Genomic DNA, 24,490 nt, shown 5'->3' with positions numbered 1-24,490 from the left:
CCTGCTTGCCGACACTTGATGCCTCCATGCACTTGTCCTAATCCTGCTGAAAACCGAAGAAGCGCGAGGGGCAGCATCATGTCAAGTGACGGCGGGAATGGGCTGATGAAGGGTCGCCGCGGCCTCATCATGGGCCTGGCGAACGACAAGTCCATCGCCTGGGGCATCGCCAGGGCGCTGGCCGAACAGGGTGCCGAGCTGGCCTTTTCCTATCAGGGCGAGGCGTTGAAGCGCCGGGTCGAGCCGCTGGCCGCGCAGATCGGCTCGGACCTGCTGGCCGAATGCGACGTGGCCGACGAGGCCTCGGTCGACGGGCTGTTCGCGACCATCGCGGAGCGCTGGGACAGCCTGGACTTCATCGTCCATGCCATCGGCTTTTCCGACAAGGAGCAGTTGCGCGGCCGCTATGCCGACACCACGCGCGACAACTTCCTGATGACCATGGACATCTCGGTCTATTCCTTCACCGCCGTCGCGCGCCGCGCCGCCGCGATGATGCCGAACGGCGGCGCCATGCTGACCCTGACCTATTACGGGGCCGAGCGGGTGATGCCGCATTACAACGTCATGGGCGTCGCCAAGGCCGCGCTGGAGGCCTCGGTGCGCTACTTGGCCGAGGATTTCGGCAAGGACGGCATCCGCGTCAACGCCATCTCGGCCGGGCCGATCAAGACGCTGGCCGCCAGCGGCATCGGCGATTTCCGCTATATCCTGAAATGGAACGAGCTGAACTCGCCCCTGCGCCGCAACGTCACCATCGACGATGTCGGCAAGTCGGCGGTCTATCTTTTGTCCGACCTGGGCTCGGGCGTGACGGGCGAGACGCACCACGTCGATTCCGGCTATCACATCGTCGGCATGAAGGCCGTGGACGCCCCCGACATCGCCACCACGAAAAAGGACTGATCCCCCGCGATGAGCGCCGAACAGGTCATCGCGCTTGTCTCGGCGCTGACGCTGGCGATCCTGACGCCGGGGCCGGCGATCATCGCCACGGTGCAGACCGCCTTCCTGCATGGCCGCGCCCGCGCCCTGCCCTATGCGCTGGGGCTGGCCACCGGCGCCTCGCTGTGGTGCTTTTTCGCCCTGGCCGGCCTCGCGGTGCTGTTCCGGCTGCACCCGGCGCTGTTCGTCGCGCTCAAGATCTTCGGCGGCTTCTACCTGCTCTGGTTCGCCTGGGCGCTGTGGCGCGCCTCGACCCTGCCGCTGCCGCCGGCGGCGGGCGGCGCCAGCAAGGGCTTCTGGGGCGGGATCGCGCTGAATCTTTCCAATCCCAAGCCCGCGCTGTTCTATGCCGCGCTGATCCTGTCGGTCTTTCCCGAGCCGATGGGGATCGCGCGCCAGGCGCTGATCTATGGCATCTGCCTTGCGACCGAGCTGTTCTGGTATGCGCTGGTGGCCGTTCTGATGTCGACAGCCGTCATGCGCGCGCGCTATTTTGCGGCAAAGTTCTGGATCGACCGGGCCGCCGGCATCGCCATGGCGCTGCTGGGCCTGCTTTTGATCGTCAACCACTAAGGAGCCAGCATGAACGATCGCCTGCCCCATGAACGCGGATTCCACATCAGCTGGGACCAGCTGCACCGCGACGCCCGCGCGCTGGCCTGGCGGCTCGAGGATCGCCCCTGGCGCGCGATCCTGGCCATCACCCGCGGCGGGCTGGTGCCGGCGATGATCGTCGCACGCGAACTTGACGTGCGGGTGATCGACACGATCTCGGTCAAGTCCTATCGCGGCAAGGGCGGGCAGGAACGCGGCGAGGTCACGGTGCTGAAGGCCCCCGACCCGGCGGTGATGCTGGACGGCGACGGCATCCTGGTGGTGGACGACCTGGTCGATTCGGGCCGCACGCTGGAACATGTGCGCACCATGTATCCCAAGGCGCATTTCGCCACCGTCTATGCCAAGCCCAAGGGCCGGCCCATGGTCGAGACCTATGTGACCGAGGTCAGCCAGGACACCTGGATCTTCTTTCCCTGGGACATGGCGCTGCAATACGTCCAGCCCTATCGCGGCGAGGACTGACCCCACGCGGCATGGCGCGGGCGGTCGGTCCTTCGGGATTGCCCCGGACATGCTTGTGGCGCATCATCGGATGGCGGACCGGACACGGCCCGTCGTCCCAGGGGAAGTCCCGATGCGACCGATGCTGCTTGCCGCGCTGCTGCTGCTGCCGATGCCGGCCGCCGCCTTCACGGCCCGCAACGGCATGACCGTCACGCAGACCGGCCCGGCCGAGATCGCGGTCGCCTATCAGCCGCGACGCGAGGATACCGACTATTGGTGTGCCGCCGGCGATTATGCGCAGCGCGCCCTGGGCCAGCCCAGCAAGACCCGGATCTGGCGCGCCACACCCAAGCCACGCGCGGCGGGCCAGGGGATCGTCTTTACCCTTGATCCCGCGCGAAAGGCGGAAGGGGCCGGCTTGTCCGCGTTCGGTTCGGGACCGCGCGACGGCTCGCTGCCCGTGGGGATGGCGGTGGGGAATTACTGCCGCACGGACATCCCCTTTTGGCAGGACTGACCGCTCCTGCCGCATTCCGGCGCAGCGGGGCCGACCACCTGCCCGGCCGGACCACCCACCGGCCTCCGCCAGCCGCCTTGGCACACCAGGGATCGCGGGCGGAGGGGGGGGGTGGAGCACGCCGGCAGCAACCGTGCCCTATTCCGGCGCAGCGGCGCCGGTCCGCCAGTTGCCTTGCCAGGCCAGGCATCGCGGGCGGGATTTGAGCCCGCCGGCGGCAGCCGCGCCCTATCCGTTCCCGCGCACGAAACGCGCCGCTTCCTCGGCCGCGCGGCGCAGGGCGCGGCTCTTGTTCACCGTTTCCATGAACTCGGCCTCGGGGTCGCTGTCATAGACCACGCCGCCGCCGGCCTGGATGTAAAGCTGCCCGTCCTTGATCACACCAGTGCGCAGGGCGATGCACATGTCCATCTCGCCATTGGCGGCGAAATAACCCACGCCGCCGGCATAGACGCCGCGCTTCTCCGGCTCCAGCTCGTCGATGATCTCCATCGCCCGGACCTTGGGCGCGCCCGAGACCGTGCCCGCCGGCATCCCCGCCAGCAGCGCCGACAGCGCATCCTCGCCCTCGTTGAGTTCGCCCACCACGTTCGAGACGATATGCATCACATGGCTGTAGCGCTCGATGGTGAACTGCTCGGTCGGGTGGACCGTGCCGATGCGCGCCACCCGGCCCACGTCGTTGCGGCCCAGGTCCAGCAGCATCAGATGCTCGGCCAGTTCCTTCTGGTCGGCCAGCAGGTCGGCCTCCAGCGCGCGGTCCTCGTCGGGCGTGGCGCCGCGCGGGCGGGTGCCGGCGATGGGGCGGATCGTCACCTCGCCCTCGCGCAGCCGCACCAGGATCTCGGGCGAGGCGCCGACGATCTGGAAGCCGCCGAAGTTCAGGAAGAACATGAAGGGCGAGGGGTTGGTGCGCCGCAGCGCGCGGTAAAGCGCAAAGGGCGGCAGCGGGAAATCCATCGCCCAGCGTTGCGAGGGCACCACCTGGAAGATGTCGCCGGCGCGGATGTATTCCTTGGCCTTCTCGACCGCCGCCAGATAGGCGGGCTTGCTGAAGTTGCTGCGCAGTTCGCCGATCTTCAGGTCGTGGCCCAGGGCGCGCGGCTCGCTGGGCTGGCGGTCCAGCGCGCGCAGCGCCTCCATCACCCGCTCGGCGGCCTGGGCATAGGCGGCGCGGGCGGGCGTGTCCGCGTCATGCCAGGCGGGGGCGCAAAGCAACACCTCGCCCTTGACCCCGTCCAGAACCGCAACGACCGAGGGGCGCATCATCATCGCATCGGGCAGGCCCAGGGGATCGGGGTTCACGTCGGGCAGCCGCTCGACCAGGCGGATCATGTCATAGCCGAGATAGCCGAAAAGCCCCGCCGCCCCCGCCGGGACGCCGTCCGGCATGTCGATGCGGCTTTCCGCGATCAGGGCGCGCAGGCTGTCCAGCGCCGGGCGGTCGTCGCCCGCGAACTCGTCGGAATAGCGCGCATTGCGGTTGATGCGGGCTTGGCCGTCGCGGCATTCCCAGATCAGGTCGGGCTTCATGCCGATGAAGGAATAGCGGCCGCGAACCTCGCCGCCGGTGACGCTTTCCAGCATGAAGGAATTGGGCGCGGCCTCGGCCAGCTTCAGCATCAGGCTGACCGGCGTGTCCAGGTCGGCCGCCAGCCGGATGGTCAGAAGCTGGTTGCGCCCCTCGGCCCAGCCGCGTTCGAATCCGGCGAAATCGGGGGTGATCTCCATCACTGGACCTGCGCGTTCACCGCATCCACCGCGGTTTGGTTCAGCGTCACGCCGGCCTGCGCCTGAAGCGCGCGGGTGAAATAGTCGAAGACGTCCTGGCGCAGCGAATCCGCCAGCCGGGCCGAGATGCCCTCGCGGATCTGCGCGGCCTCGTCGCCCTCGGTCTCGGCCGGGTGGATCCGGTCCAGCGTGACCAGGAAGACCCGGTTCTCGGCATCGACCACCTCGGTCGCGCCCTCATCGGCGATCTCGAAGGCCTGGGCCACCACGTCCTGCGGCACGCCGTTGATGAAACCGCCGCGGGCAAGGTTGGTCGCAGGCGTGCCGGGATCGGGGACGGGCTTCTCGGCCGCCGGAGCGGGGCTATCGGTCCCGGTCCCGGTCGCGGCGGCGCCGAGGGCTTGGGCGACCGGCGCGGTCGCCGCCGCCGGGGCCGGCTCGATGCCGGTCTCGGCGGCCGCCTCGGCCTCGACGCGGCGCTCCTCGGCCAGGGCAAGCAGCAGGCGATGGGTCTCGTTGCGCGCCCAGTCCTCGGCCACGCGCTCGCGCACCTCCTCGAAGGGGATCAGCGTCGGCGGCTCGATCTCGTCCAGCCGCATGGCGAAGACGCCGCCGTCGCCGGTCTCGAACAGTTCGGGAAAGTCCTTCTCGGTCAGCTGCGCCGCGCGCTGGCGGAATTCGGGATAGGCGTCGATGCCGTTCGGATCGGCCTCGGCGCCCTGGCTCCAGTCGATGCGGCCCAGCTGCATCGGCGTATCCTGCGCCATGTCCTCCAGCGCGGCGCCGCCGGCCAGCAGGTCGGCGAACTCGCCCGAGCGCTCCTCGATCTGGCGGCGGGCGCGATCCACCGCGGCCTCGAGCCGCAGGTCGTCGCGCGCCTCCTCGAAGGGAATGTCCAGCGGCTCCAGGATCGCGTTCATCGAGAACAGCGCCGGCCCCAGGTCGGAACCGGCCGGGCCGGCGACGCCGGGCTCTTCCAGCGCAAAGACCGCCTCGCCCGCGGCGCCCAGTTCGGCCTGGCTCACCTCGCCCAGGTCGATGTCGGCCAGCGTCAGCCCGCGCTCGGCGGCCAGCTGCTCGAAGGTGATCTCGCCGCGGTCGATGCGCGCCTTGGCTTCCTCGGCCGCGGCCATGGTCGGAAACACCAGCCGCTCGACCATGCGGCGCTCGGGCTGCTGGAACTCCTCGATCCGGTCCTGGTAAAGCTCGCGCAGCGCCGCCTCGTCGACCTCGACCTCGCCCTCCAGCATCTCGGGGGTCAGCCAGACATAGGTGATCCTGCGGATCTCGGGCGCGGTGAAGCGGTCGGCATTGGCCTTGTGCCAGGCTTGCAGCGTGGGCTCGTCCGGGGTGGCGACCGGCGCGGGCAGATCCTCGGCCGTCAGTTCGCGCCAATGGACGTCGCGCGTCTCCAGCAGCCAGCCCTGGGTCTGCGCCACCACCGGCTCGGGCGCGCTGACCCCGGCCAGCGCCGCGTCCTGCAGGATCAGCCGCGCCATGTCCATGCGCAGGTCATGTTCGAACTCGGCCTCGCGCATCCCTTCGCGGCGCAGCGCATCGGCATAGATGGCGCGGTCGAACTGGCCGTTCAGCCCGCGGAAGGCGGCGATGCCGGTGATCTGCTCGGCCACCGCCTGGTCGCCGACCGAGACGCCCAGCCGGTTCGCCTCGGCCTCGAGCGCCGCGGCGGTGTAAAGCCGCGCCAGCGCCGCCTGGTCCACGCCGATGGCCTTGGCCTCGGCGGCGCTGATCTGCCGGCCGGTGCGGGCGGAAAAATCCTGCATCTCGGCGCGCAGGGTGCCGGCATAGTCCTGGGCCGAGATCTCGACATCGCCCACCGCGCCGATGTCGGCCGAGCCGCCCGAGAAATTGGTGACGCCGAAGCCGCCCAGCCCCAGGACCAGCATGCCCATCAGCAACCAGACGATGGTCGATTTGCCCTTGCCTCGCATCTTGTCGCCGTGCCCCGCCATTGTTCTTGTCAGTCAGCGCAAGTCTTTAGGGTGCCGAGGCCCCGGCGGCAAGTGCCGCGACGCCGCGCCGCCTTTCCCGCAGATCACAATCCGGTCGGCCGGTCAGGGCCGGAACGCCTCCAGCCGGCGCATCAGCGCGGCGATGCCGTCCCGGTCGGCGTTGGCGAAGGCGATGCGGACATGGCGCGCGCCCTGCGCATCGCCCTCGGGCATGAACATGGTGCCGGGCAGCAGCAGCACCCCCGCCTGATGCAGCAGGCGCTGCGCCAGCTCGGGCGAGGGCATGTCGAACGGATGCTCGGCCCAGGCGAAATAGGCGCCGCAGCCCTTGACGCGCCAGCCGGGAAGCCGCGCCATGCCCTCGGCCATGGCGGCGCGGCGGGCAAGGATCTCGGCCCGCTCGCCCGCCAGCCAGGTGCGCAGGTTCGCCATGCCCCAGGCCGCGCCGATCTGGCCGATCTGGCCGGCGCAGATGGCGACGGTGTCGAGGAACTTCTCGATCTCGGCCAGGCGCGCCGGGCTGGCGATCAGCGCGCCGACGCGATGCCCGGTCAGGCGATAGGCTTTCGAGAAGCTGTAGAGATGGACCAGCACCTCGCCCCAGTCGGGATCGGCGAACAGGTCGTGCGGCGCGCCCTCGCGCGCATCGAAGTCGCGATAGGTCTCGTCCAGCACCAGCGCCAGCCCGCGCAACCGCGCCAGCTCGGCAAAGGCGCGCAGGGTCTCGGCCGGGTATTCCGCCCCCGAGGGGTTGTTGGGGCTGACCAGCACGATGGCGCGGCTGCGGTCCGTGACCAGCCTGGCCGCCTCGGCCGCGTCCGGCACCATGTCCGCGCCGCAGCGCAGGGGAACGGTGCGGATGCCCTGCATGTCGAGCCACATCTTGTGGTTGAAATACCAGGGCGTCGGCAGGATTACCTCGTCCCCCGGCCCGGCCAGGCTCTGGATCGCGGCGCAGAAGGCCTGGTTGCAGCCCTGGGTGATCGCCACCTCTTCGGGCCGGATGGTGCCGGCATAGGCGGCCGACCATTCGCGGGCCACCGCCTCGCGCAGTTCGGGGCGGCCCAGCACCGGGCCATAGAGATGCGCGTCGGGCCGCTCCAGCGCCGCCTGGGCCATGGCGCGGCGCAAGGGCTCGGGCGGCGGCTCGACCGGCGCGGCCTGGCTGAGGTTGATCAGCGGCCGCTCGGGCGGAAAGGTCAGTCCGGCAAGCCAGCGCCGCGCCTCCATGACGGGCGGGCGAAAGGTCGCGGCAAGGGCGGGGTTCAGCGGCAGCATGGCGACGGGCCTCAGTCGGTCAGGCGCAGCGCGCCGAAATCGGGCGGCGTGGACAGGTCGAGGCCCGCACCGGCTGCGGGCCGGACAGGCTCGCCGCCCTGCCCGCGCGCGGTGTCTTGCGGCGCGGCGGAAGGCTCTGCCATGCCGGGCGCCCCCTCGGGCACTGGGGCGGCAGGCGGCGAAGGGCGCGCGTTCCCGGCCGGCTGCGTTCCGGTCGAAACGGCAGGTGCATCGGGCGTCGCTTGGGGCTGCGCCTCAGACGCTGGGACGGCGGGCGGCGACGGCGGCGCGGACCCGGCCGGTTGGGGCATCGTGTCGGCGGATGCCGCGTCCGGGCCAGGTGCGGGGATCAGCAACGGGCGCGCGTCCTCGGCTGGCTGCGTCCCACCGGAAACGGCAGGTGCATCGGGCATCGCTTGGGGCCGCACCTCGGGCGCTGAGGCAGCGGGCGGCGACGGGGATGCGTCCGCGGGCGGTTCCGTCCCAGCGGAAACGGCCGGCGCGGCGGGGGGCGGTTGGGGCACCGTGTCGGCGGATGCCGCGTCCGCTCCAAGGGCAGGGGCTGGCGAAGCCGGCTGCGTCCCGGTGGAAACGGCAGGTGCCTCATGCGCCGCTCGAGGCTGCGCCTCGGGCGCCGGGGCCGGCAGGGCGCGTTCGGGGGCGCGGTCCAGCACGGGCACCACCACCTGGCCGGGCGGCGGCACCGGGATCGGCGCCTCGCCCGCCGGATCGGGCAGGTCGATGGGATCGGCCTCGGGCAGGGCAATCCGGGGCGCGGCGGGGCTTTCGGCGGGCGCAAGCGGGCGCAGCCCGGCGGGATCGGCGGGCGCCGGGGCGGTTTCGTCGGCCGGACGCGGCGCCAGCGGGGCCAGGGCGGGGCGCGGCGCCCCGGCGGCAAGCGGCGCCGGGGCCTGCGGCTGCATGTCGCTGGCGCGCGAGAACTCGGACCCCGCCGGGACCGACAGCGTCTCGGCCGCGGGGCCCTGGCCAACGGGGCCGGGCGCCTGCGGGCGCGGCGGCTGCGGCAGCGCCAGCGACAGCCCGACCAGCGCCGCGCCGCAGGCCAGCGCGCCATGAACCAGACCCGTCGCGAACCCTCTTGCCATGCCCTTGCCCAGCCCCTGCCCCCAATGCCGCGCCGCATGCGCCCTGGCGCCGTTTTTCTTGCCTCGCGCTCTTGACCCGCGGCAAGGCTTTAGCCCATCTATAGCCGCAGAATTTCCGGGGTTCACCCCCCAATGCAAGGCGCCCCAGCCGGAAGGCCCAGACCATGATCCTGCTCATCGACAATTACGACAGCTTCACCTGGAACCTCGTGCATTACATGGGCGAGGCCGGGGCCGAGGTCGTCGTCCGCCGCAACGACGCCTTGTCCGTCGAAGAGGCGCTGGGGATGGGCGCGCAGGGCATCGTGATCTCGCCCGGCCCCTGCGATCCGGCCCATGCCGGGATCATCGTGCCGCTGATCCGCGCGGCGGCGGACAAGGGCGTGCCGCTGTTCGGGGTCTGCCTGGGCCACCAGGCCATCGGCGAGGCCTTCGGCGGCAAGGTGGTGCGCGCCGGCCGCATCGTGCATGGCAAGACCGACGCGATCAGCCATGACGGGACCGGGGTGTTCGCCGGCCTGCCCTCGCCACTGACCGCGACGCGCTATCATTCGCTGACGGTCGAGCCGGAAAGCCTGCCCGAATGCCTGCGCGTCACCGCCACTGCCGCGGACGGCACGATCATGGGGCTGATGCACCGGACCCTGCCGGTCGAGGGCGTGCAGTTCCATCCCGAAAGCATCGCCTCGGAACATGGCCACGACATGATCCGCAACTTCCTGCGCCGCTGCTCGAACCTGGACCGCGCCGCATGAGCGCGGCGACCGACATCCGCCCGCTGATCGGCCTGGCCGCCAACCGGCCCCTGACCGGGACCGAGGCCGAGGCGGCCTTTGGCGCGCTGTTCGAGGGCGCGGCCACCCCCGCCCAGATCGGCGGCCTGCTGATGGCCATGCGCGTGCGCGGCGAGACGGTCGAGGAGATGGCCGCCGCCACCCGCGCCATGCGCGCCCGCATGAACCGCATCCAGGCGCCAGAGGGCGCGATGGACATCGTCGGCACCGGCGGCGACGGCAAGGGCACGCTGAACATCTCGACCGCCACCGCTTTCGTGGTCGCGGGCGCCGGCGTGCCGGTCGCCAAGCACGGCAACCGCAACCTGTCCTCGAAATCGGGCTCGGCCGACGCGATCACCCATCTGGGACTGAACGTGATGGGCACGCCCGAGATCGCCGAGGCCGCGCTGGCCGCCACCGGCATCTGCTTCATGATGGCGCCGGTGCATCATCCGGCCATGCGCCATGTCGGCCCGGCGCGGGCGGAACTGGGCACGCGGACGATCTTCAACCTGCTGGGGCCGATGACCAACCCCGCCTCGGTCAGGCGGCAATTGACCGGCACCTTCGACCGGGTCTGGAACCGGCCCATGGCCGAGACGCTGCGCGAGCTTGGCTCGGAATGCGCCTGGCTGGTGCATGGCGGCGACGGCACCGACGAGATCTCGATCGCCGAGCCGACCTGGGTGGCGCAGCTCAAGGACGGCGAGATCACCGAGTTCCAGATCTCGCCCGAGGATGCCGGCCTGCCCGTCCATCCATTCGAGGCGATCCTGGGCGGCGATCCTGCGCAGAACGCCGCAGCGCTGCGGGCGCTGCTGGAGGGCGCGCCGGGCGCCTATCGCGACGCCGTGGTGCTGAACGCCGCCGCCGCGCTGCTGATCGCCGGCAAGGCCGCCTCGCTGCGCGAAGGGGCCGAGATCGCCCGCGATTCGATCGACAGCGGCAAGGCCAGGGCCAAGCTGGCCGCGCTGGCCGCCGAGGTGGGCGCGCCGGCCGAGCCCCATGGCTGAGGGCATCCCCGTTCCCGCCGCCTGGGCCGAACTGCCGTTCTTTCGCCAGGACTGGCCGGCCATCGCCGCCCGCCTGCGGGACGGCGACTGGCTGCCCGGTCCCGCCCGCGTCTTTGCCGCGCTGGAGCTGACCCCGCCCGAGCAGGTCCGGGTGGTGATCCTGGGGCAAGACCCCTATCCCACGCCGGGCCATGCCAACGGGCTGGCCTTTTCGGTCACGCCGGAAACCGCCCTGCCGCGGTCGCTGAAAAACATCTATGCCGAGATGCGCGACGATCTGGGCGCCGCCCCGCCGAACGGCGACCTCAGCCATTGGGCGCGGCAGGGGGTGCTGCTTTTGAACACCTCGCTTTCCGTGCTGCCCGGCCAGGCCGGCGCCCATGCGAAATGGGGCTGGGAGAAGCTGGCGCGCCAGGCCGTCGCCCGCGCCCAGGCCGAACGGCCGCTGGCCTTCATCCTCTGGGGCGCGCATGCGCAAAAGGCGCTGGCCGGGCTGCCGCGGCCGCAGGACCTGGTGATCGAAAGCGCCCATCCCTCGCCCTTGTCGGCGCGGCGCGGCTTCTTCGGCTCGCGCCCCTTCGGCCGGGTGAACGACTGGCTGCGGTCGCGGGGCGAGCCGCCGATCGACTGGGCCCTTTCCGAAACCGCCGCCGCGGGGTAAACCGACGCCATGGATATTCTCGACCGCATCAAGGCCTACAAGCTGGAAGAAATCGCCGCCGCCAAGGCCGCCCGCCCGCTGGCCGGGGTCGAGGCCGCGGCCCGTGCCGCCACCCCGCCGCGCGGCTTTGCCCGCGCGCTGGAGGGCAAGGCCGCGACCGGCCATGCGCTGATCGCCGAGATCAAGAAGGCCAGCCCCTCCAAGGGTCTGATCCGCCCGGATTTCGACCCGCCCGCGCTGGCCCGCGCCTATGAGGCCGGGGGGGCGGCCTGCCTGTCGGTGCTGACCGACGCCCCCAGCTTCCAGGGTGCGCCCGAGTTCCTGACCGCCGCGCGCGATGCCTGCGACCTGCCGGCGCTGCGCAAGGATTTCCTCTACGATCCCTACCAGGTGGCCGAGGCCCGCGCCTGGGGTGCCGATTGCATCCTGATCATCATGGCCTCGGTCGACGACGCCTTGGCCGCCGAGCTTGAGGACGCCGCCTTCCACTGGGGCATGGACGCGCTGGTCGAAGTGCATGACCGCGCCGAACTCGACCGCGCGCTGCGGCTGAAATCGCCGCTGATCGGGGTGAACAACCGCAATCTCAAGACCTTCGAGGTCAGCCTGGACGTGACGCTGGACCTGGCGCCGCATGTGCCCGCCGATCGCGACCTGGTCTGCGAAAGCGGGCTGTTCACGCCTGCCGACCTGAACCGCATGGCCGAGGCCGGGGTCAGGCGCTTCCTGATCGGCGAAAGCCTGATGCGCCAGCCCGACGTGACCGGCGCCACCCGTCAGATCCTGGGCCTCGCGGCATGAGCCTGACGCATTTCGACGCCCAGGGCCAAGCGCATATGGTCGATGTCTCGGACAAGCCCGAGACCGCGCGCGAGGCGGTGGCCGAGGGCGTGGTGATCATGGCGCCCGAGACGCTGGCCCTGGCGCAGGGCGGCGCGGCCAAGGGCGACGTGATGGGCGTGGCGCGGCTGGCCGGGATCATGGGCGCCAAGCGCACCGCGGACCTGATCCCGCTGTGCCACCCGCTGCCGATCACCAAGGTCTCGGTCGACCTGGCCGCCGACCCCGCCCTGCCCGGCATCCGCGTCACCGCCACCGTCCGCACCGCCGGCAAGACCGGGGTCGAGATGGAGGCGCTGACCGCCGTCTCGACGGCCTGCCTGACCGTCTATGACATGCTCAAGGCCGCGCAGAAGGACATGCGGATCGAAGGCATCCGCCTGCTGTCCAAGACCGGCGGCAAATCCGGCCCGTTCCGCGCCGCACCCTGAAGGGGGAAACCATGATCAGCGTCGAAGAAGCCCGCGCCCGCGTCCTGGCCCTTGCCCCGGCCCCCGAGCCCCGGCAGGTCGCGCTGGCCGATGCGCTTGGCCGCGCCATGGTCGCGCCGGCGCTGGCCCGGCTGACGCAGCCGCCCTTCGACGCCTCGGCCATGGACGGCTATGCGCTGCGCTCGGCCGACCTGCCCGGACCGCTGGCGGTGATCGGCACCGCCGCCGCCGGCCAGCCCTGGCAGGGCGAGGCGTCCCCCGGCAGCGCCATCCGCATCTTTACCGGCGCCCCGGTTCCCGCCGGCTACGACCGCGTGGTCATGCAAGAGATGGTCACGCGCGACGGCGACCGGATCACCGTCGCCGAGCCCGGCGGCAACCCCAACATCCGCCCCAGGGGCAATGATTTCGCGGAGGGCTCGGAATTCCTGCCGCGGCGCCCGCTGCGCCCCGCCGACCTGGCGCTGCTGGCGGCGATGAACGTGCCGCAGGTGACGGTCGCGCGCCGCCCCCGCGTCGCCGTCCTGGCCGGCGGCGACGAGCTGGTTCCCCCCGGCTCGGATCCCGCGCCGGGCCAGATCATCAGTTCGAACGACCTCGCCATCGCCGCGCTGGCGCGCGAGGCCGGGGCCGAGCCCCTGGTCCTGCCGCTGGCCCGCGATACCGAGGAAAGCCTGCGCGACCGCTTCGCCCAGGCCGCGGGTTGCGACCTGATCGTGACCATCGGCGGCGCCTCGGTCGGCGACCACGACCTGATCGGCAAGGTCGCGGCCGACCTGGGCATGGAGCGCGCCTTCTACAAGCTGGCGATGCGGCCCGGCAAGCCGCTGATGGCCGGCCGCATCGGATCGGCCGCCATGCTGGGCCTGCCGGGAAATCCCGTCTCGGCCGTGGTTTGCGCGAAACTCTTCATGCAGCCGCTGATCCGCGCCATGCAGGGCCTGCCGCCGGGGCCCGAGCCCCTGCAAGCCACGCTCGCCCGCGACCTGCCTCCCGAGGGCGACCGCCAGCACTACCTGCGCGCCCGGCTTTCGCCCGGTGACGGCCTGCCGGCGATCGAGCCCTTCGCCGACCAGGATTCCGCCCGGCTCTGGCTTCTGGCCGAGGCCGACGCGCTGCTGATCCGCCCCGCCCACGACCCGGCCCGCCGGGCGGGCGAGCGCATGGGCTACCTGCCGCTCTAGCCCGGTTAACCGGACATTTACCCGAATCGTCATAGTGATTGACGCATGGGACGGGGCGCGCTAGAACATTCTATGAACATGATGGCGGCCGCAGCAGATCGGGGGCAAAGCATGCTGACGAAGAAACAGATCCAGCTTCTTGAATTCATTCAGGCGCGGATGGCTCGCGACGGGGTGCCGCCCTCGTTCGACGAAATGAAACTCGCGCTGGACCTGCGCTCGAAATCGGGAATACATCGCCTCGTGACCGCCCTTGAAGAACGCGGGTTCATCCGCCGCCTGCCGCATCGCGCCCGCGCGCTGGAAATCGTCCGCCTGCCCGACAGCCTCAGCAAGGGTTCCGGCTTCCAGCCCCGCGTGATCGAAGGGGTCGTCCCCGACCGCCCCGCGCCCCTGCCGCGCGGCGCCATGGAAATCTCCGTCTCGGCCATCGAACTGCCGGTGATGGGCCGCATCGCCGCCGGCGTCCCGATCGAGGCGATTTCCGAAGTGTCGCATCACATCGCCGTGCCCGGCTCGATGCTCTCGGGCCAGGACCGCCATTACGCGCTGGAAGTGCGCGGCGATTCGATGATCGAGGCCGGGATCAACGACGGCGACGTGGTGGTGATCCGCGAACAGGACACGGCCGAGAACGGCGACATCGTCGTGGCGCTGGTCGAGGGTTTCGAGGCGACGCTGAAACGCTATCGCCGCAAGGGCGGCATGATCGCGCTGGAGGCCGCCAACCCCGCCTATGAAACCCGTGTCCTGCCCGAGGACAAGGTCCGCGTCCAGGGCCGGCTGGTGGGGTTGATCCGCAGCTATTAGGCCGCGCGCCGTTCACTTGCGCGGCACAGGCCGCCGGGCGGCGTTGCGGGTCTTGGCCCGCTGGGATAACCATGGGCCAAAGGCGACAGGTCAAGGATAATCCATGCGCGCTCTGACGTTCCGCATCTTCGCTCTGGCCATGCTGCTTGCGCTGCCGGCGCAGGCCTTCGACACCACGGCCCGCGCCGCCTGGGTCTATGACGTGGCCACCGGTACCGTGCTGATGGAAAAGAACGCCGACGAGCCGCTGCCGCCGGCCTCCATGTCCAAGCTGATGACCCTGAACATGCTGTTCGAGGCGCTGCGCGACGGCCGCGTGGCGATGGACACGACCTTCCCGGTCTCGACCAAGGCCTGGCAGATGGGCGGGTCGAAGATGTTCGTCGAACCCGCCGACCGCCCTACGGTCGAGGATCTGATCCACGGCATCATCATCAACTCGGGCAACGACGCCTGCGTCGTGGCGGCCGAGGGGCTGGCGGGAACCGAGGAAGCCTTTGCGCGGCTGATGAACGAACGCGCCCGGCAGCTCGGCATGACGAATTCGCATTTCGTCAATTCGTCGGGCTGGCCGGACCCCCGGCACCGGATGTCGATGCACGACCTGGGCCTGCTTGCCACCCGGCTGATCACCGAATTCCCGGACCTCTACAAGAATTTCGCCCTCACCGAATACAACTACAAGGGCCGGGTGCCCTCGAACGCCAGCAACCGCAATCCGCTGCTGCGGCTGGGAACGGGCGACTGGAAGGCCGACGGGCTGAAGACCGGCCACACCCAGGAAGCGGGCTACGGGCTTGTCGGCTCGGCCGTGCAGGGCGACCGGCGCATCGTCTTCGTCATCACCGGCCTGCCCAGTGAAAAGGCCAGGGCCGAGGAATCCGAGCAGATCGTGAACTGGGCCTATCGCCAGTTCACCATGCGCACCATCATCCCCAAGGACGAAATCGTGGTCCAGGCCCCGGTCTGGCTGGGCGACAAGAGCCGCGTCGGCCTGACCACCAAGGACGGGGTCCGGGTGCTGATCCCCGCCGGCTCGCATGCGGGCGTAAAGGCCGAGGCCGTGTTCAACGGCCCCATCGAGGCGCCGATCGCCCAGGGCGACCAGCTGGGCGAGCTGATCGTGGACATCCCCGGCGCCGGGCAATCGCGCCTGCCACTGTTCGCCGCCAGCGACGTCGCCCGCACCGGCGTGCTGGGCCGCATGCAAAGCGCGGCCTTTCGCCTGGGCGAAAGGGCCGTCCAGGCGGTGCGCAACTGACGCCGCGCCCGCCATGTTCATCAGCTTCGAGGGCATCGACGGATCGGGAAAATCCACCCAGGCGCGGCGGCTGGCGCAAGCGCTGAATGCGCGCGGCACCGAAACGCTGCTGACCCGCGAACCCGGCGGCAGCGCCGGCGCCGAGGAAATCCGCCGCCTTCTGGTCGAGGGCGGCGGCGAGCGCTGGTCCCCCGAAACCGAGCTGCTGCTGTTCACCGCCGCCCGCCGCGACCATGTCGAGCGGCTGATCCGGCCGGCGCTGGAACGGGGCGCCTGGATCGTCACCGACCGCTTCGCCGATTCCAGCCGGGTCTACCAGGGCCTCGCCCGCGCCGACCTGCGGCAACTGGTCGAGGAGCTGCACCGGCTGACCATCGGCATCGAGCCCGACCGCACCTTCATCATCGACATCGACCCGGCGGTGGCATTGGCCCGCGGCCAGGCCCGCGGCGGGGCCGAGGACCGGTTCGAAACGCTGGGCCTGGGCTTCCAGCAGAAACTGCGCGCAGGCTTCCTGGCCCTTGCCGCCGAGGCGCCCGGACGCATTCGGGTGATCGACGGCCGCGGCAGCGAGGACGAGGTTGCCGCCCGCGTTCTGGCCGCCCTGACATGAGCAGATCCGGCATGAGCGACGAGCCGCTGCCCGAACCCGACCGCGTGCCGGGCGCCCCCCATCCCCGCGATGCGGCCCGCATCATCGGCCAGGACGCCGCGGTCGCGGATTTCCTGGCCGCCGCCCAGGCGCATCGGCTGCATCATGCCTGGCTGATCTCGGGCCCGCGCGGCACCGGCAAGGCCACCCTGGCCTGGACCGTCGCCAAATGGCTGCTGAGCGGCGCCGCGACGCCCGACCTGACCACGCCGCAGGACGATCCGACCGTCCGCCGCATCCGGGCGCTGTCCGAACCGCGGCTGCACCTGGTCCGGCGCCCGGTCGATGACAAGACCCTGCGCCTGCGCGCCGAGATCACCGTGGACGAAATCCGCCGCCTGCAGGGCTTTTTCCACATGAGCGCGGCCGAGGGCGGGCGCCGCGTCGCCATTATCGACGCCGCGGACGAAATGAACCAGGCCGCCGCCAACGCGCTGCTGAAACTGCTGGAGGAGCCGCCGCAGCATGCCACGCTGCTGCTGGTCGCGCATCAACCGGCGCGGCTGCTGCCGACGATCCGCTCGCGCTGCCGCGAATTGCGGCTGCACCCGCTGAGCCCCGAGGACATGGGCCGGGTGCTGCACGACCTTGGGCTCGACCACGACGCGGCGCGGCTGGCGGCGCTGTCCGGCGGCTCGATCGGCGAGGCGCTGCGGCTGGCCGGCCAGGACGGGCTGGCGCTTTACCAGCGCATCACCGGGCTTTTCGCCGAATATCCGCGCATGGACCGCCGCGCCGCCGCCGCCCTGGCCGATCTGGCGGCGGGACGCGCAGGGGCCGAGGGCGATCCCTTCGACCTGGTCGTGACCCTGCTCGACCGTTTCCTGACCCGCGCGGCGCGCACCGGCCTCTTGGGCGCCCCCCTGCCCGAGGCGGCCGAGGGCGAGGCCGAGGTGCTGGGCCGCGTCGCCCCCGACCCCGCGGCGGCACGGCTTTGGGCCGCCGCCCAGGCCGAGCTGTCGGCGCGGGCCCGCGCCGGGCGGGCGGTCAACCTTGACCCTTCCGCGCTGGTGTTGGATATGCTGGTCGGGCTTGCGAACCAGCCCGCCGTCTGACGGAAACCGATCATGCCCGAATCCGATCTTCCCATCCTGGTGGACAGCCATTGCCACCTGGACTTCCCCGATTTCGACGGCCAGCAGGCCGAGCTGGTCGCGCGCGCCCATGCGGCGGGCGTCACCCGCATGGTGACGATCTGCACCCGGCTGCGCAACGAGCCCGCCGTGCGCGCCATCGCCGAGGCGCATCCGGGCGTCTTCTATGCCGCCGGCACCCATCCGATGCATGCCGCCGAAGAGCCGCTGGCCACGGTCGAGGAACTGGTGGCCCTGTCGCTCCATCCGCGTTTCGTCGGCATCGGCGAGACCGGGCTCGACTATCACTATACCGCCGACAGCGCCGCCGTTCAGGCCGAAAGCCTGCGCATCCATATCGAGGCCGCGCGCCGCACCGGCCTGCCGCTGATCGTGCATTCCCGCGATGCGGACGAGGACATGGCCCGCATCCTGACCGAGGAACATCGCGCCGGCGCCTTCACCGGCGTCATGCATTGCTATACCAGCGGGCCCGAATTGGCGCGGTTGGCGCTGGACCTGGGCTTCTACCTGTCCATGTCGGGGATCGCGGCCTTCCCGCGCTCGACCGAGATCCGCGAGATCTTCGCCGCCGCCCCCGCCGACCGCATCCTGGTCGAGACCGACGCGCCCTACCTCGCCCCGCCGCCCCATCGCGGCAAGCGCAACGAGCCGGCCTTCGTCGCCCATACCGCAAAGGTCGGCGCGGACCTGCTGGGCATGACCCAGCACGAATTCGCCAGCCTCACCACGCTGAACTTCGAGCGGTTGTTTCGCAAGGCCGCGGCATGATCCGCGCCACCGTCCTGGGCTGCGGCTCCTCGGGCGGCGTGCCGCGGCTGGGCAATCGCTGGGGCGAATGCGATCCGGCGAACCCGCGCAACCGCCGCCGCCGCTGCGCGCTCCTGGTCGAGCGCTTCGGCCATGACGGGGTGACGCGGCTGCTGGTCGACACCGGCCCCGACCTGGTGCCGCAGCTGCTGGACGCGGATGTCGCGGAACTGGACGCGGTGGCCTATACCCATGCCCATGCCGACCACATCCACGGCATCGACGACCTGCGGCAGATCGTCTTCAACATGCGCCGGCGGATGCCGGTCTGGGCCGACCTGCCGACCGCGGCGGCGCTGAAGACCCGCTTTGGCTATATCTTCGAGACGCCGCCCGGTTCCTCCTACCCGCCGATCTGCGATTTGCAGCCGATCCGCGGCCCCTTCGCCATCGAGGGCGCGGGCGGCAGCATCGAACTTGCACCCTTCGAGGTCAACCACGGCGACATGAACGCGCTTGGCTTTCGCATAGGCGGGGTCGAGCAGAGCCTGGTCTACCTGCCCGACGTGCTGGCGATCCCCGAGGACGCCTGGCCGACGATCATGGGCTGCGAGGTGTTCATCTGCGACGCGCTGCGGCGCATCCCGCATCCCAGCCACGCCCATCTGGCGCTGACGCTGGAATGGATCGCGCGTTCGGGCTGCGCGCGGGGGATCCTGACCAACATGCATGTCGACCTGGATTACGACGCCATGATGCGCGAGACGCCCGAGAATGTGGTGCCCGCCCATGACGGGATGCGGATCGAGCTGATATGACCGCACTTTTCGACGTCATCCTGCCGGTTTTCCTGGTGGTTGGCTTCGGTTATCTGGTCTGCTGGCGCAAATGGCTGACCGAGGTCGCGGTCGATGGCGTCATGCGCTTTGCCCAGAACTTCGCCCTGCCGGTGCTGCTGTTCGGCGCCATCGCCGGGCTGGACCTGGGCGCGAACTACAACCCGCTTCTGCTGCTGGCCTTCTACAGCGGCGCGCTCTTGTCCTTTGCACTGGGAACCGTCCTGGCGTTTCGCTGGCTCCGGCGGCCCATCGAGGACGCCATCGCCATCGGCTTCGTCTGCCTGTTCTCGAACTCGCTGCTGCTGGGCGTGCCGATCACCGAGCGCGCCTATGGTCCCGAGGCGCTGCTGGGCAATTTCACCATCATCTCGCTGCATTCGCCGCTGCTTTACACCTTCGGAATCACCGCGATGGAATTCGCCCGCGCCCGCGGCCAGGACCTGTCGGTCGGCGGGGTGGCCCTGCGGGCGCTGTCGGGGGTGCTGCATACGCCGCTGGTCATCGGCATCCTTTGCGGCTTTGCCGTGAACCTGCTGACCCAGGCCGGGCTGGTCCTGCCCGAGGGTTTCTGGGCCGCGGTCAGGATGATGTCCAGCGCGGCGCTGCCGGCAGCGCTGTTCGGGCTGGGCGGCGTGCTATACCGCTATCGCCCCGAGGGCGAGGCGCGGGCCATCGCGCTGTGCTGCTGCATTTCGTTGCTGCTGCATCCGGGCGTGACCTTCGGGCTGGGCAAGCTGTTCGCGCTGAGCGTGGCCGAGATGCGCTCGGCGGTGATGACGGCCGCCATGCCGCCGGGGGTCAACGCCTATCTTTTCGCGTCGCTTTACGGGGTTGCCAAGCGGGTTTCGGCCTCGACGGTGCTGATGGCGACGGGGTTGTCGATGCTGTCTGTCTGGTTCTGGCTCGGCGCCCTGCCCTGATGCGCGAACGCCGCCCCGAAGGGCGGCGTCCGGTTCTACCTTGGGGTCAGCCCCCTGAGCCGTTCCGAGCGCCTGCGCAGGAGCTCGACGGTGGTGAGGAGCGCGATGGAGAAGATGACCAGCAGCGTGGCGACGGCGAGGATGGCGGGCGAGATCTGCTCGCGGATGCCGTTCCACATCTGCCGCGGGATGGTCTGCTGGTCCGGCCCGGCGATGAACAGCACCGCCACCACCTCGTCGAAGGAGGTCACGAAGGCAAACAGCGCCCCCGAGATCACGCCGGGCAGGATCAAGGGCATGGTGATGCGGAAGAAGGTCGTGCGCGGGTTCGCCCCCAGGCTCGCCGCCGCCCGGTTCAGCGACTGGTCGAAGCCGATCAGCGTCGCCGTCACCGTGATGATCACGAAGGGAATGCCCAGCGTGGCATGGGCCAGGATCACCCCCAGATAGGTGCCCGCCAGCCGGCCGCATTCCGGGTCCAGCCCGATCCAGCTCAGCGGCTCGCAGGGGTTCGAGTAGAAGAAGAACATCCCCGTCGCGGTGATGATGATCGGCACGATCATCGGCGAGATCAGCATGGCCATGATCGCCCGGCGCCAGGGCATCTCGGGCCGCGACAGACCCAGCGCCGCCAGCGTGCCCAGCACCGTGGCCAGGATGGTCGAGAAAAAGCCGATGATGATCGAGCTTTTCGCCGCATTCACCCATTTCGCGTTCTGCCAGGCATCCGCCCACCAGCTCAGGTCGCGCGGCGCGTCCGGCCGCGCCATGCCGAAGGTCAGCAGGCTGTCGTACCAGCGCAGCGAATAGCCCTCGGGGTCGAAGGACAGCATCCGGTCGGTGAAGGTGAAATAGGGCTCGGCGTTGAAGCTCAGCGGGATCACCACCACGATGGGCGCGATCAGGAAGAAGAAGATCGCGCCGCAGATCACCAGATAGGCGTAGTGCCAGACCTTCTCCAAGGGCGATGCGTAAGTCGGAAGCGCCATGGCGATTACCCCAGTTTCAGGTTGTCGATGCCGACGAGCCGGTCGTAGACCCAGTAGAGGATCAGGACCCCGCCCAGAAGCAGCGCCGCCAGCGCGGCCGCCATGGACCAGTTCAGCGTCTGCGTCATGTGCATCGCGATCATGTTCGAGATCAGCTGCCCCGACGAGCCGCCGACCAGCGCGGGGGTGATGTAGTAGCCCACCGCCAGGATGAACACCAGAAGCGCCCCCGCCCCCAGCCCCGGCAGGGTCTGCGGGAAATAGATCCGGCGGAAGGCGGTCCAGCTGGTCGCCCCCAGGCTGCGCGCGGCGCGCACATAGCTGGGATTGATCGTGCGCATCACCGAATAGAGCGGCAGGATCATGAAGGGCAGCAGGATATGGGTCATGGCGATGATCGTGCCGGTCTGGTTGAAGATCATCTGCAGCCGCTGGGTGTTGCCGATCACCCCCAGCCAGACCAGCACGTCGTTGACCACGCCCTGCTGCTGCAACAGCACGATCCAGGCCGTGGTCCTGACCAGCAGCGAGGTCCAGAACGGCAGGAGCACCAGGATCATCAACAGGTTCGACTGCCGCATCGGCAGCGTCGCCAGCAGGTGCGCGACCGGAAAGCCCAGAAGGAAGGTGGTGAAGGTGATGACCAGCGACAGCCAGAAGGTGCGCATGAACAGCTTGACATAGATCTGCTGCTGCGCCGGGGCGGCAACCACCTCGCCCTGGTCGTCGCGGGTGCGGTCGACCGCCGCCAGGTAGAAGTTGCTGGTATAGGGCGAGGAGGCCTCGCGCATCACCGACCACAGCCTGGGATCGCCCCATTTCGCGTCCATCTCGAGGATGGCCTCGCGATAGGGCGGCTCGATGCCGCCGCGGGCCTGGCGCCCGGCCGAGGTGAACAGCGAGCGCGTGCCCGGCATGTCGTAGTTGATGCGGGTGCCGACGACGCCGACGGTGCGCGCCTGGGCGGCGGCGGTCAGGTCGGCGGCCAGCGCCGCCCAGGCGGCATCGTCGGGTTCGGTGCCGCGGGGGTTGTCGTGGAACCAGGCCGAGAGCTGCGGCATGTTGGCCGAGAAGCCGTCGTTCTTGACCGAGCGCTGCAGCATCTGCCCGATCGGCACCACGAAGGTGATCAGGATGAACAGCAAGAGCGGCAGCACCAGCAGGAACGCCCGCCGACGCGCACGACGCGAACTCCGCGCAAGCGCAGACTTCAACGGACGACCGTCCGCGGTTCTCAGCGTGCCGCCTTGGTCAAGGCCGCCGGCCTCGGTCACGATGGCGGCATGGGGGTCGAGGGCTTTGGCCATCTTGGTCCTTTGTCGGGCAATCCGGGGTCGAAGCCGCGGCCCGGACGGTCCGGGCCGCGGCATTGCGCAGGTCAGTTGGCGGCCAGCCAGCCGTTGAAACGCTCGGCCAGTTCGGCGGAATGGTCGGCCCAGAACTCCGGGTCGTCCATGACGGCGGTCTTCATATGCTCTTCGCTGGTGGGCATGTGCGGCGCCATCTCGGTCTTGCCGTCCTGGAACAGCCCGACCAGCGCCGCCGAGCTTTTCCGCGACGGGCCATAGGCGATGTATTTCGCCTGGTTGGCCAGCTGCTCGGTCGCGGTGGCGAATTTCAGGTATTCCAGCGCCGCCTCGGGGTTGGGCGAGCCCTTGGGAATGGCAAACATGTCCATGTCCATGTATTGCCCGTCCCAGATGATCTCGAAGGGCTTGCCCTCGCCGACCATGGCGTCGAAGAAGCGGCCGTTATAGCCGGTGGCCATCACCACCTCGCCATCGGCCAGCAACTGCACCGGCTGGGCGCCGGCCTCCCACCAGACCACGTCGCCCTTGATGGTGTCGAGCTTGGCGAAGGCCTGGTCCACGCCCTCGGGCGTGCCCAGCACCTCATAGATCTGGTCGGGCGCCACGCCATCGGCGATCAGCGCCAGATACAGGGTGCGCTTGGGGTTCTTGGGCAGCCCGCGCTTGCCGGGGAACTTGGCGGTGTCGAAGAAATCCGCCGCGGTCGAGGGTTTCTCGCCGTCGAATTTCGTGCTGTCGAAGGCGATGACCGTGCCCCAGAAGATGTTCGCCACCGCGCATTCCTGAAGCGCGCCGGGGATGAAATCCTCGGTCGCGGGCGTGCCGTCGGGGGCGGGCGGCAGGATGGCCGGGTCGATCTCGACCAGCGCGCCCTCGTCGCAAAGCCGGATCGCGTCCGAGACCTCGATGTCGAACACGTCGCCGGTAATGTTGCCCGCCTCGACCTGCGCCTTCAGCGGCGTGGCCGGGTTGTCGGCGGCCAGCATGTTCACCTTGATGCCGGTCTGCTCGGCGAAGGGGATGTTATAGGCCTCGACCTGCGAACGCTCATAGGCGCCGCCCCAGGAGACGACGTTGACCTCCTTGTTCTGGGCCTGCGCCGCAAGGCCAAGGCTGCAGAGCGCCGAGGTCAGGATCAATGTGGTTTTCATGTTCTACTCCCGTTGGTTTTGCGGCTCTTTGGCCGCTCTTTGCCCGTTCGGGCTTGCCGGGTGGCCGCGGCGGGATGCTCCCGCCGCGGGCCTTGCATGTCAGTTCGCCAGCCAGGCGTTGAAGCGTTCCTGCAGCTCGGCGTCGTGGTCGACCCAGAAGTCCAGGTTCGAGGCCAGCGCGTTTTCCAGGTTCTCGGCATAGGTGGGCAGGTTCGGGCCCATCGGCACGTCGGTGCCCTCGATATTGCCGACCAGGGCGGCGGCCGAGACGCGCGGCGGGCCGTAGCTGATGAACTCGGCGGCGCGGGCCTGCTGCTCGGGCGCGGTCGAGAAGGCGATGAACTCCCTGGCGGCCTCGGGGTTCGGGGCGCCCTTCGGCATCACCCAGCCCTCCATCTCGTAGATCTGGCCGTCCCAGACGATCTTGAAGGGCTTGCCCTCCTGCTGGGCGGCGTTGAAGATCCGGCCGTTGAAGGCAAAGGCCATCGACACCTCGCCATCGGCCAGAAGCTGCGGCGGCTGCGCGCCGGCTTCCCACCAGATCACGTCGTTCTTGATCGTGTCGAGCTTGGCGAAGGCCTGGTCCACGCCCTCGGGGGTGCCCAGCACCTCATAGACCTGGTCGGGCGCGACGCCATCGGCCATCAGCGCGAATTCCAGGTTGAACTTGGCGCCCTTGCGCATGGTGCGCTTGCCGGGGAACTTGGCCGTGTCGAAGAAATCGGCCGCGCCGGCGGGCTTGGCATCGGGGAACTTGCCGTCGTCATAGGCCAGGATCATCGAATAGACGTCCGTGCCCACGAAGCATTCGGTGATCGCGCCCTCGATGAAATCGTCGGCGGCCGGGGTGCCGTCGGCGGCGGGGGTCAGGATCGCCGGGTCGATCACTTCCAGCAGCCCCTCGTCGCAAAGCCGCACGGCATCGGCATATTCGACCGAGGCCACGTCGATCGAGACATTGCCCGCCTCGACCTGGGCCTTGACCGGCGTCGCGGGGTTGTCGGCATCCGAAACCACGACCTTCTTGCCGGTCTGGGCCTCGAAGGGCTTGGCATAGGCCTCGACATGGCTCATGCCATAGGCCCCGCCCCAGGACAGCAGGTTGACCTGCTGGTCCTGTGCCTGGGCCGCAGCCGCGACGACGACCAGCGCAGAGGTCAGTATCAGCGTGCGTTTCATCATAACTCCCTGGTTCCT

Annotated in this window: 25 protein-coding genes; 17 read left to right on the top strand and 8 right to left on the bottom strand. The window is 69.9% G+C overall.

Features of this window, described 5'->3' with window-relative positions:
• Positions 1-78: 78 nt before the first annotated feature.
• The 4 genes from fabI to E3U25_RS23560 all read left to right on the top strand — a co-directional run bounded on the left by fabI (position 79) and on the right by E3U25_RS23560 (position 2,524).
• Positions 79-906 (top strand): enoyl-ACP reductase FabI, encoded by an 828-nt coding sequence (gene fabI / locus E3U25_RS23575; RefSeq protein ID WP_036751796.1) that lies wholly within the window; start codon positions 79-81, stop codon positions 904-906.
• A gap of 9 nt (positions 907-915) precedes the next feature.
• Positions 916-1,518 carry a LysE family translocator gene (locus E3U25_RS23570; protein ID WP_116222904.1) on the top strand — a complete coding sequence of 201 codons (603 nt, stop codon included), beginning with the start codon at positions 916-918 and terminating at the stop codon, positions 1,516-1,518.
• Positions 1,519-1,527: 9 nt separating this feature from the next.
• Positions 1,528-2,025, top strand: coding sequence for a xanthine phosphoribosyltransferase (gene gpt, locus E3U25_RS23565; RefSeq protein WP_036751800.1), 498 nt, complete (start codon positions 1,528-1,530; stop codon positions 2,023-2,025).
• 112 nt (positions 2,026-2,137) lie between these two features.
• Positions 2,138-2,524 (top strand): hypothetical protein, encoded by a 387-nt coding sequence (locus E3U25_RS23560; protein WP_140847008.1) that lies wholly within the window; start codon positions 2,138-2,140, stop codon positions 2,522-2,524.
• A gap of 228 nt (positions 2,525-2,752) precedes the next feature.
• On the opposite strand, the gene trpE is transcribed toward E3U25_RS23560, so the two are convergent.
• The 4 genes from trpE to E3U25_RS23540 all read right to left on the bottom strand — a co-directional run bounded on the left by trpE (position 2,753) and on the right by E3U25_RS23540 (position 8,612).
• The gene (gene trpE, locus E3U25_RS23555; RefSeq protein WP_072461578.1) at positions 2,753-4,255 is read right to left on the bottom strand and encodes an anthranilate synthase component I; all 1,503 of its coding nucleotides are present in this window, start codon (positions 4,253-4,255) and stop codon (positions 2,753-2,755) included.
• A complete protein-coding gene (locus tag E3U25_RS23550) occupies positions 4,255-6,207 on the bottom strand; it encodes a peptidylprolyl isomerase (protein WP_116223270.1) in 1,953 nt (650 codons plus the stop codon). Before E3U25_RS23550 ends, trpE begins: the two co-directional genes overlap by 1 nt.
• Positions 6,208-6,330: 123 nt before the next feature.
• Positions 6,331-7,506 carry an aminotransferase gene (locus E3U25_RS23545; RefSeq protein ID WP_116222906.1) on the bottom strand — a complete coding sequence of 392 codons (1,176 nt, stop codon included), beginning with the start codon at positions 7,504-7,506 and terminating at the stop codon, positions 6,331-6,333.
• Between the two features lie 11 nt (positions 7,507-7,517).
• Positions 7,518-8,612: a hypothetical protein gene (locus E3U25_RS23540; RefSeq protein ID WP_208861663.1), complete on the bottom strand. Its 1,095-nt coding sequence runs from the start codon at positions 8,610-8,612 to the stop codon at positions 7,518-7,520.
• Between the two features lie 164 nt (positions 8,613-8,776).
• On the opposite strand from E3U25_RS23540, the gene E3U25_RS23535 reads away from it, so the two are divergent.
• The 13 genes from E3U25_RS23535 (at position 8,777) to E3U25_RS23475 (ending at position 19,843) form a co-directional block, all read left to right on the top strand.
• On the top strand, positions 8,777-9,367 hold the full coding sequence (locus E3U25_RS23535) for an anthranilate synthase component II (protein ID WP_036751810.1): 591 nt from the start codon (positions 8,777-8,779) through the stop codon (positions 9,365-9,367).
• On the top strand, positions 9,364-10,401 hold the full coding sequence (trpD, locus tag E3U25_RS23530; RefSeq protein WP_116222907.1) for an anthranilate phosphoribosyltransferase: 1,038 nt from the start codon (positions 9,364-9,366) through the stop codon (positions 10,399-10,401). Before E3U25_RS23535 ends, trpD begins: the two co-directional genes overlap by 4 nt.
• Positions 10,394-11,062, top strand: a complete 669-nt coding sequence (locus tag E3U25_RS23525; protein ID WP_116222908.1) for a uracil-DNA glycosylase — start codon at positions 10,394-10,396, stop codon at positions 11,060-11,062. Before trpD ends, E3U25_RS23525 begins: the two co-directional genes overlap by 8 nt.
• Positions 11,063-11,071: 9 nt before the next feature.
• A complete protein-coding gene (gene trpC / locus E3U25_RS23520) occupies positions 11,072-11,863 on the top strand; it encodes an indole-3-glycerol phosphate synthase TrpC (RefSeq protein WP_036751817.1) in 792 nt (263 codons plus the stop codon).
• Positions 11,860-12,333 carry a cyclic pyranopterin monophosphate synthase MoaC gene (gene moaC / locus E3U25_RS23515; RefSeq protein ID WP_036751819.1) on the top strand — a complete coding sequence of 158 codons (474 nt, stop codon included), beginning with the start codon at positions 11,860-11,862 and terminating at the stop codon, positions 12,331-12,333. Before trpC ends, moaC begins: the two co-directional genes overlap by 4 nt.
• Positions 12,334-12,344: 11 nt before the next feature.
• A complete protein-coding gene (locus E3U25_RS23510; RefSeq protein ID WP_114536166.1) occupies positions 12,345-13,517 on the top strand; it encodes a molybdopterin molybdotransferase MoeA in 1,173 nt (390 codons plus the stop codon).
• A gap of 111 nt (positions 13,518-13,628) precedes the next feature.
• Positions 13,629-14,327, top strand: a complete 699-nt coding sequence (gene lexA, locus E3U25_RS23505) for a transcriptional repressor LexA (protein WP_036751856.1) — start codon at positions 13,629-13,631, stop codon at positions 14,325-14,327.
• A gap of 103 nt (positions 14,328-14,430) precedes the next feature.
• On the top strand, positions 14,431-15,588 hold the full coding sequence (locus tag E3U25_RS23500) for a D-alanyl-D-alanine carboxypeptidase family protein (protein WP_116222909.1): 1,158 nt from the start codon (positions 14,431-14,433) through the stop codon (positions 15,586-15,588).
• Positions 15,589-15,601: 13 nt separating this feature from the next.
• Positions 15,602-16,201: a dTMP kinase gene (gene tmk, locus E3U25_RS23495; protein WP_036751825.1), complete on the top strand. Its 600-nt coding sequence runs from the start codon at positions 15,602-15,604 to the stop codon at positions 16,199-16,201.
• Between the two features lie 11 nt (positions 16,202-16,212).
• Positions 16,213-17,295, top strand: a complete 1,083-nt coding sequence (locus E3U25_RS23490; RefSeq protein ID WP_166435607.1) for a DNA polymerase III subunit delta' — start codon at positions 16,213-16,215, stop codon at positions 17,293-17,295.
• A 12-nt stretch (positions 17,296-17,307) separates the two neighbouring features.
• On the top strand, positions 17,308-18,105 hold the full coding sequence (locus E3U25_RS23485; RefSeq protein ID WP_116222910.1) for a TatD family hydrolase: 798 nt from the start codon (positions 17,308-17,310) through the stop codon (positions 18,103-18,105).
• Positions 18,102-18,902 (top strand): MBL fold metallo-hydrolase, encoded by an 801-nt coding sequence (locus E3U25_RS23480; RefSeq protein ID WP_036751832.1) that lies wholly within the window; start codon positions 18,102-18,104, stop codon positions 18,900-18,902. The genes E3U25_RS23485 and E3U25_RS23480 overlap by 4 nt, the downstream gene beginning before the upstream one ends.
• Positions 18,899-19,843: an AEC family transporter gene (locus tag E3U25_RS23475; protein WP_116222911.1), complete on the top strand. Its 945-nt coding sequence runs from the start codon at positions 18,899-18,901 to the stop codon at positions 19,841-19,843. The genes E3U25_RS23480 and E3U25_RS23475 overlap by 4 nt, the downstream gene beginning before the upstream one ends.
• A 35-nt stretch (positions 19,844-19,878) precedes the next feature.
• Here the strand turns inward: E3U25_RS23475 and E3U25_RS23470 are convergent, their stop codons facing one another.
• From E3U25_RS23470 to E3U25_RS23455, 4 genes are all read right to left on the bottom strand, one after another.
• A complete protein-coding gene (locus tag E3U25_RS23470; RefSeq protein WP_116222912.1) occupies positions 19,879-20,832 on the bottom strand; it encodes an ABC transporter permease in 954 nt (317 codons plus the stop codon).
• 5 nt (positions 20,833-20,837) lie between these two features.
• Positions 20,838-22,139, bottom strand: coding sequence for an ABC transporter permease (locus E3U25_RS23465; protein WP_116170997.1), 1,302 nt, complete (start codon positions 22,137-22,139; stop codon positions 20,838-20,840).
• A 71-nt stretch (positions 22,140-22,210) separates the two neighbouring features.
• Positions 22,211-23,293 carry an ABC transporter substrate-binding protein gene (locus E3U25_RS23460; RefSeq protein WP_036751254.1) on the bottom strand — a complete coding sequence of 361 codons (1,083 nt, stop codon included), beginning with the start codon at positions 23,291-23,293 and terminating at the stop codon, positions 22,211-22,213.
• A 99-nt stretch (positions 23,294-23,392) separates the two neighbouring features.
• Positions 23,393-24,472 carry an ABC transporter substrate-binding protein gene (locus E3U25_RS23455; RefSeq protein ID WP_036751416.1) on the bottom strand — a complete coding sequence of 360 codons (1,080 nt, stop codon included), beginning with the start codon at positions 24,470-24,472 and terminating at the stop codon, positions 23,393-23,395.
• Positions 24,473-24,490 lie beyond the last annotated feature (18 nt).

The sequence above is a fragment of the Paracoccus versutus genome (genome assembly GCF_029909795.1).
In the GTDB taxonomy this organism is placed as follows: Bacteria; Pseudomonadota; Alphaproteobacteria; order Rhodobacterales; family Rhodobacteraceae; genus Paracoccus; species Paracoccus versutus.
The sequence above is the reverse complement of the archived record's forward strand: the minus strand, read 5'-3'. Positions and strand labels throughout refer to the sequence as shown.

What these genes read in the sequence shown, in the direction of transcription:
- E3U25_RS23475 (WP_116222911.1), top strand. Translation starts at nt 18,899, where the DNA reads ATGACCGCACTTTTCGACGTCATCCTGCCGGTTTTCCTGGTGGTTGGC.
- E3U25_RS23535 (WP_036751810.1), top strand. Translation starts at nt 8,777, where the DNA reads ATGATCCTGCTCATCGACAATTACGACAGCTTCACCTGGAACCTCGTG.
- E3U25_RS23500 (WP_116222909.1), top strand. Translation starts at nt 14,431, where the DNA reads ATGCGCGCTCTGACGTTCCGCATCTTCGCTCTGGCCATGCTGCTTGCG.
- trpD (WP_116222907.1), top strand. Translation starts at nt 9,364, where the DNA reads ATGAGCGCGGCGACCGACATCCGCCCGCTGATCGGCCTGGCCGCCAAC.
- E3U25_RS23550 (WP_116223270.1), bottom strand. Translation starts at nt 6,207, where the DNA reads ATGCGAGGCAAGGGCAAATCGACCATCGTCTGGTTGCTGATGGGCATG.
- E3U25_RS23525 (WP_116222908.1), top strand. Translation starts at nt 10,394, where the DNA reads ATGGCTGAGGGCATCCCCGTTCCCGCCGCCTGGGCCGAACTGCCGTTC.
- fabI (WP_036751796.1), top strand. Translation starts at nt 79, where the DNA reads ATGTCAAGTGACGGCGGGAATGGGCTGATGAAGGGTCGCCGCGGCCTC.
- E3U25_RS23480 (WP_036751832.1), top strand. Translation starts at nt 18,102, where the DNA reads ATGATCCGCGCCACCGTCCTGGGCTGCGGCTCCTCGGGCGGCGTGCCG.
- E3U25_RS23540 (WP_208861663.1), bottom strand. Translation starts at nt 8,612, where the DNA reads ATGGCAAGAGGGTTCGCGACGGGTCTGGTTCATGGCGCGCTGGCCTGC.
- E3U25_RS23560 (WP_140847008.1), top strand. Translation starts at nt 2,138, where the DNA reads ATGCGACCGATGCTGCTTGCCGCGCTGCTGCTGCTGCCGATGCCGGCC.
- lexA (WP_036751856.1), top strand. Translation starts at nt 13,629, where the DNA reads ATGCTGACGAAGAAACAGATCCAGCTTCTTGAATTCATTCAGGCGCGG.
- gpt (WP_036751800.1), top strand. Translation starts at nt 1,528, where the DNA reads ATGAACGATCGCCTGCCCCATGAACGCGGATTCCACATCAGCTGGGAC.
- E3U25_RS23485 (WP_116222910.1), top strand. Translation starts at nt 17,308, where the DNA reads ATGCCCGAATCCGATCTTCCCATCCTGGTGGACAGCCATTGCCACCTG.
- trpC (WP_036751817.1), top strand. Translation starts at nt 11,072, where the DNA reads ATGGATATTCTCGACCGCATCAAGGCCTACAAGCTGGAAGAAATCGCC.
- E3U25_RS23490 (WP_166435607.1), top strand. Translation starts at nt 16,213, where the DNA reads ATGAGCGACGAGCCGCTGCCCGAACCCGACCGCGTGCCGGGCGCCCCC.
- E3U25_RS23465 (WP_116170997.1), bottom strand. Translation starts at nt 22,139, where the DNA reads ATGGCCAAAGCCCTCGACCCCCATGCCGCCATCGTGACCGAGGCCGGC.
- moaC (WP_036751819.1), top strand. Translation starts at nt 11,860, where the DNA reads ATGAGCCTGACGCATTTCGACGCCCAGGGCCAAGCGCATATGGTCGAT.
- E3U25_RS23470 (WP_116222912.1), bottom strand. Translation starts at nt 20,832, where the DNA reads ATGGCGCTTCCGACTTACGCATCGCCCTTGGAGAAGGTCTGGCACTAC.
- tmk (WP_036751825.1), top strand. Translation starts at nt 15,602, where the DNA reads ATGTTCATCAGCTTCGAGGGCATCGACGGATCGGGAAAATCCACCCAG.
- E3U25_RS23455 (WP_036751416.1), bottom strand. Translation starts at nt 24,472, where the DNA reads ATGAAACGCACGCTGATACTGACCTCTGCGCTGGTCGTCGTCGCGGCT.
- E3U25_RS23545 (WP_116222906.1), bottom strand. Translation starts at nt 7,506, where the DNA reads ATGCTGCCGCTGAACCCCGCCCTTGCCGCGACCTTTCGCCCGCCCGTC.
- E3U25_RS23460 (WP_036751254.1), bottom strand. Translation starts at nt 23,293, where the DNA reads ATGAAAACCACATTGATCCTGACCTCGGCGCTCTGCAGCCTTGGCCTT.
- E3U25_RS23570 (WP_116222904.1), top strand. Translation starts at nt 916, where the DNA reads ATGAGCGCCGAACAGGTCATCGCGCTTGTCTCGGCGCTGACGCTGGCG.
- trpE (WP_072461578.1), bottom strand. Translation starts at nt 4,255, where the DNA reads ATGGAGATCACCCCCGATTTCGCCGGATTCGAACGCGGCTGGGCCGAG.
- E3U25_RS23510 (WP_114536166.1), top strand. Translation starts at nt 12,345, where the DNA reads ATGATCAGCGTCGAAGAAGCCCGCGCCCGCGTCCTGGCCCTTGCCCCG.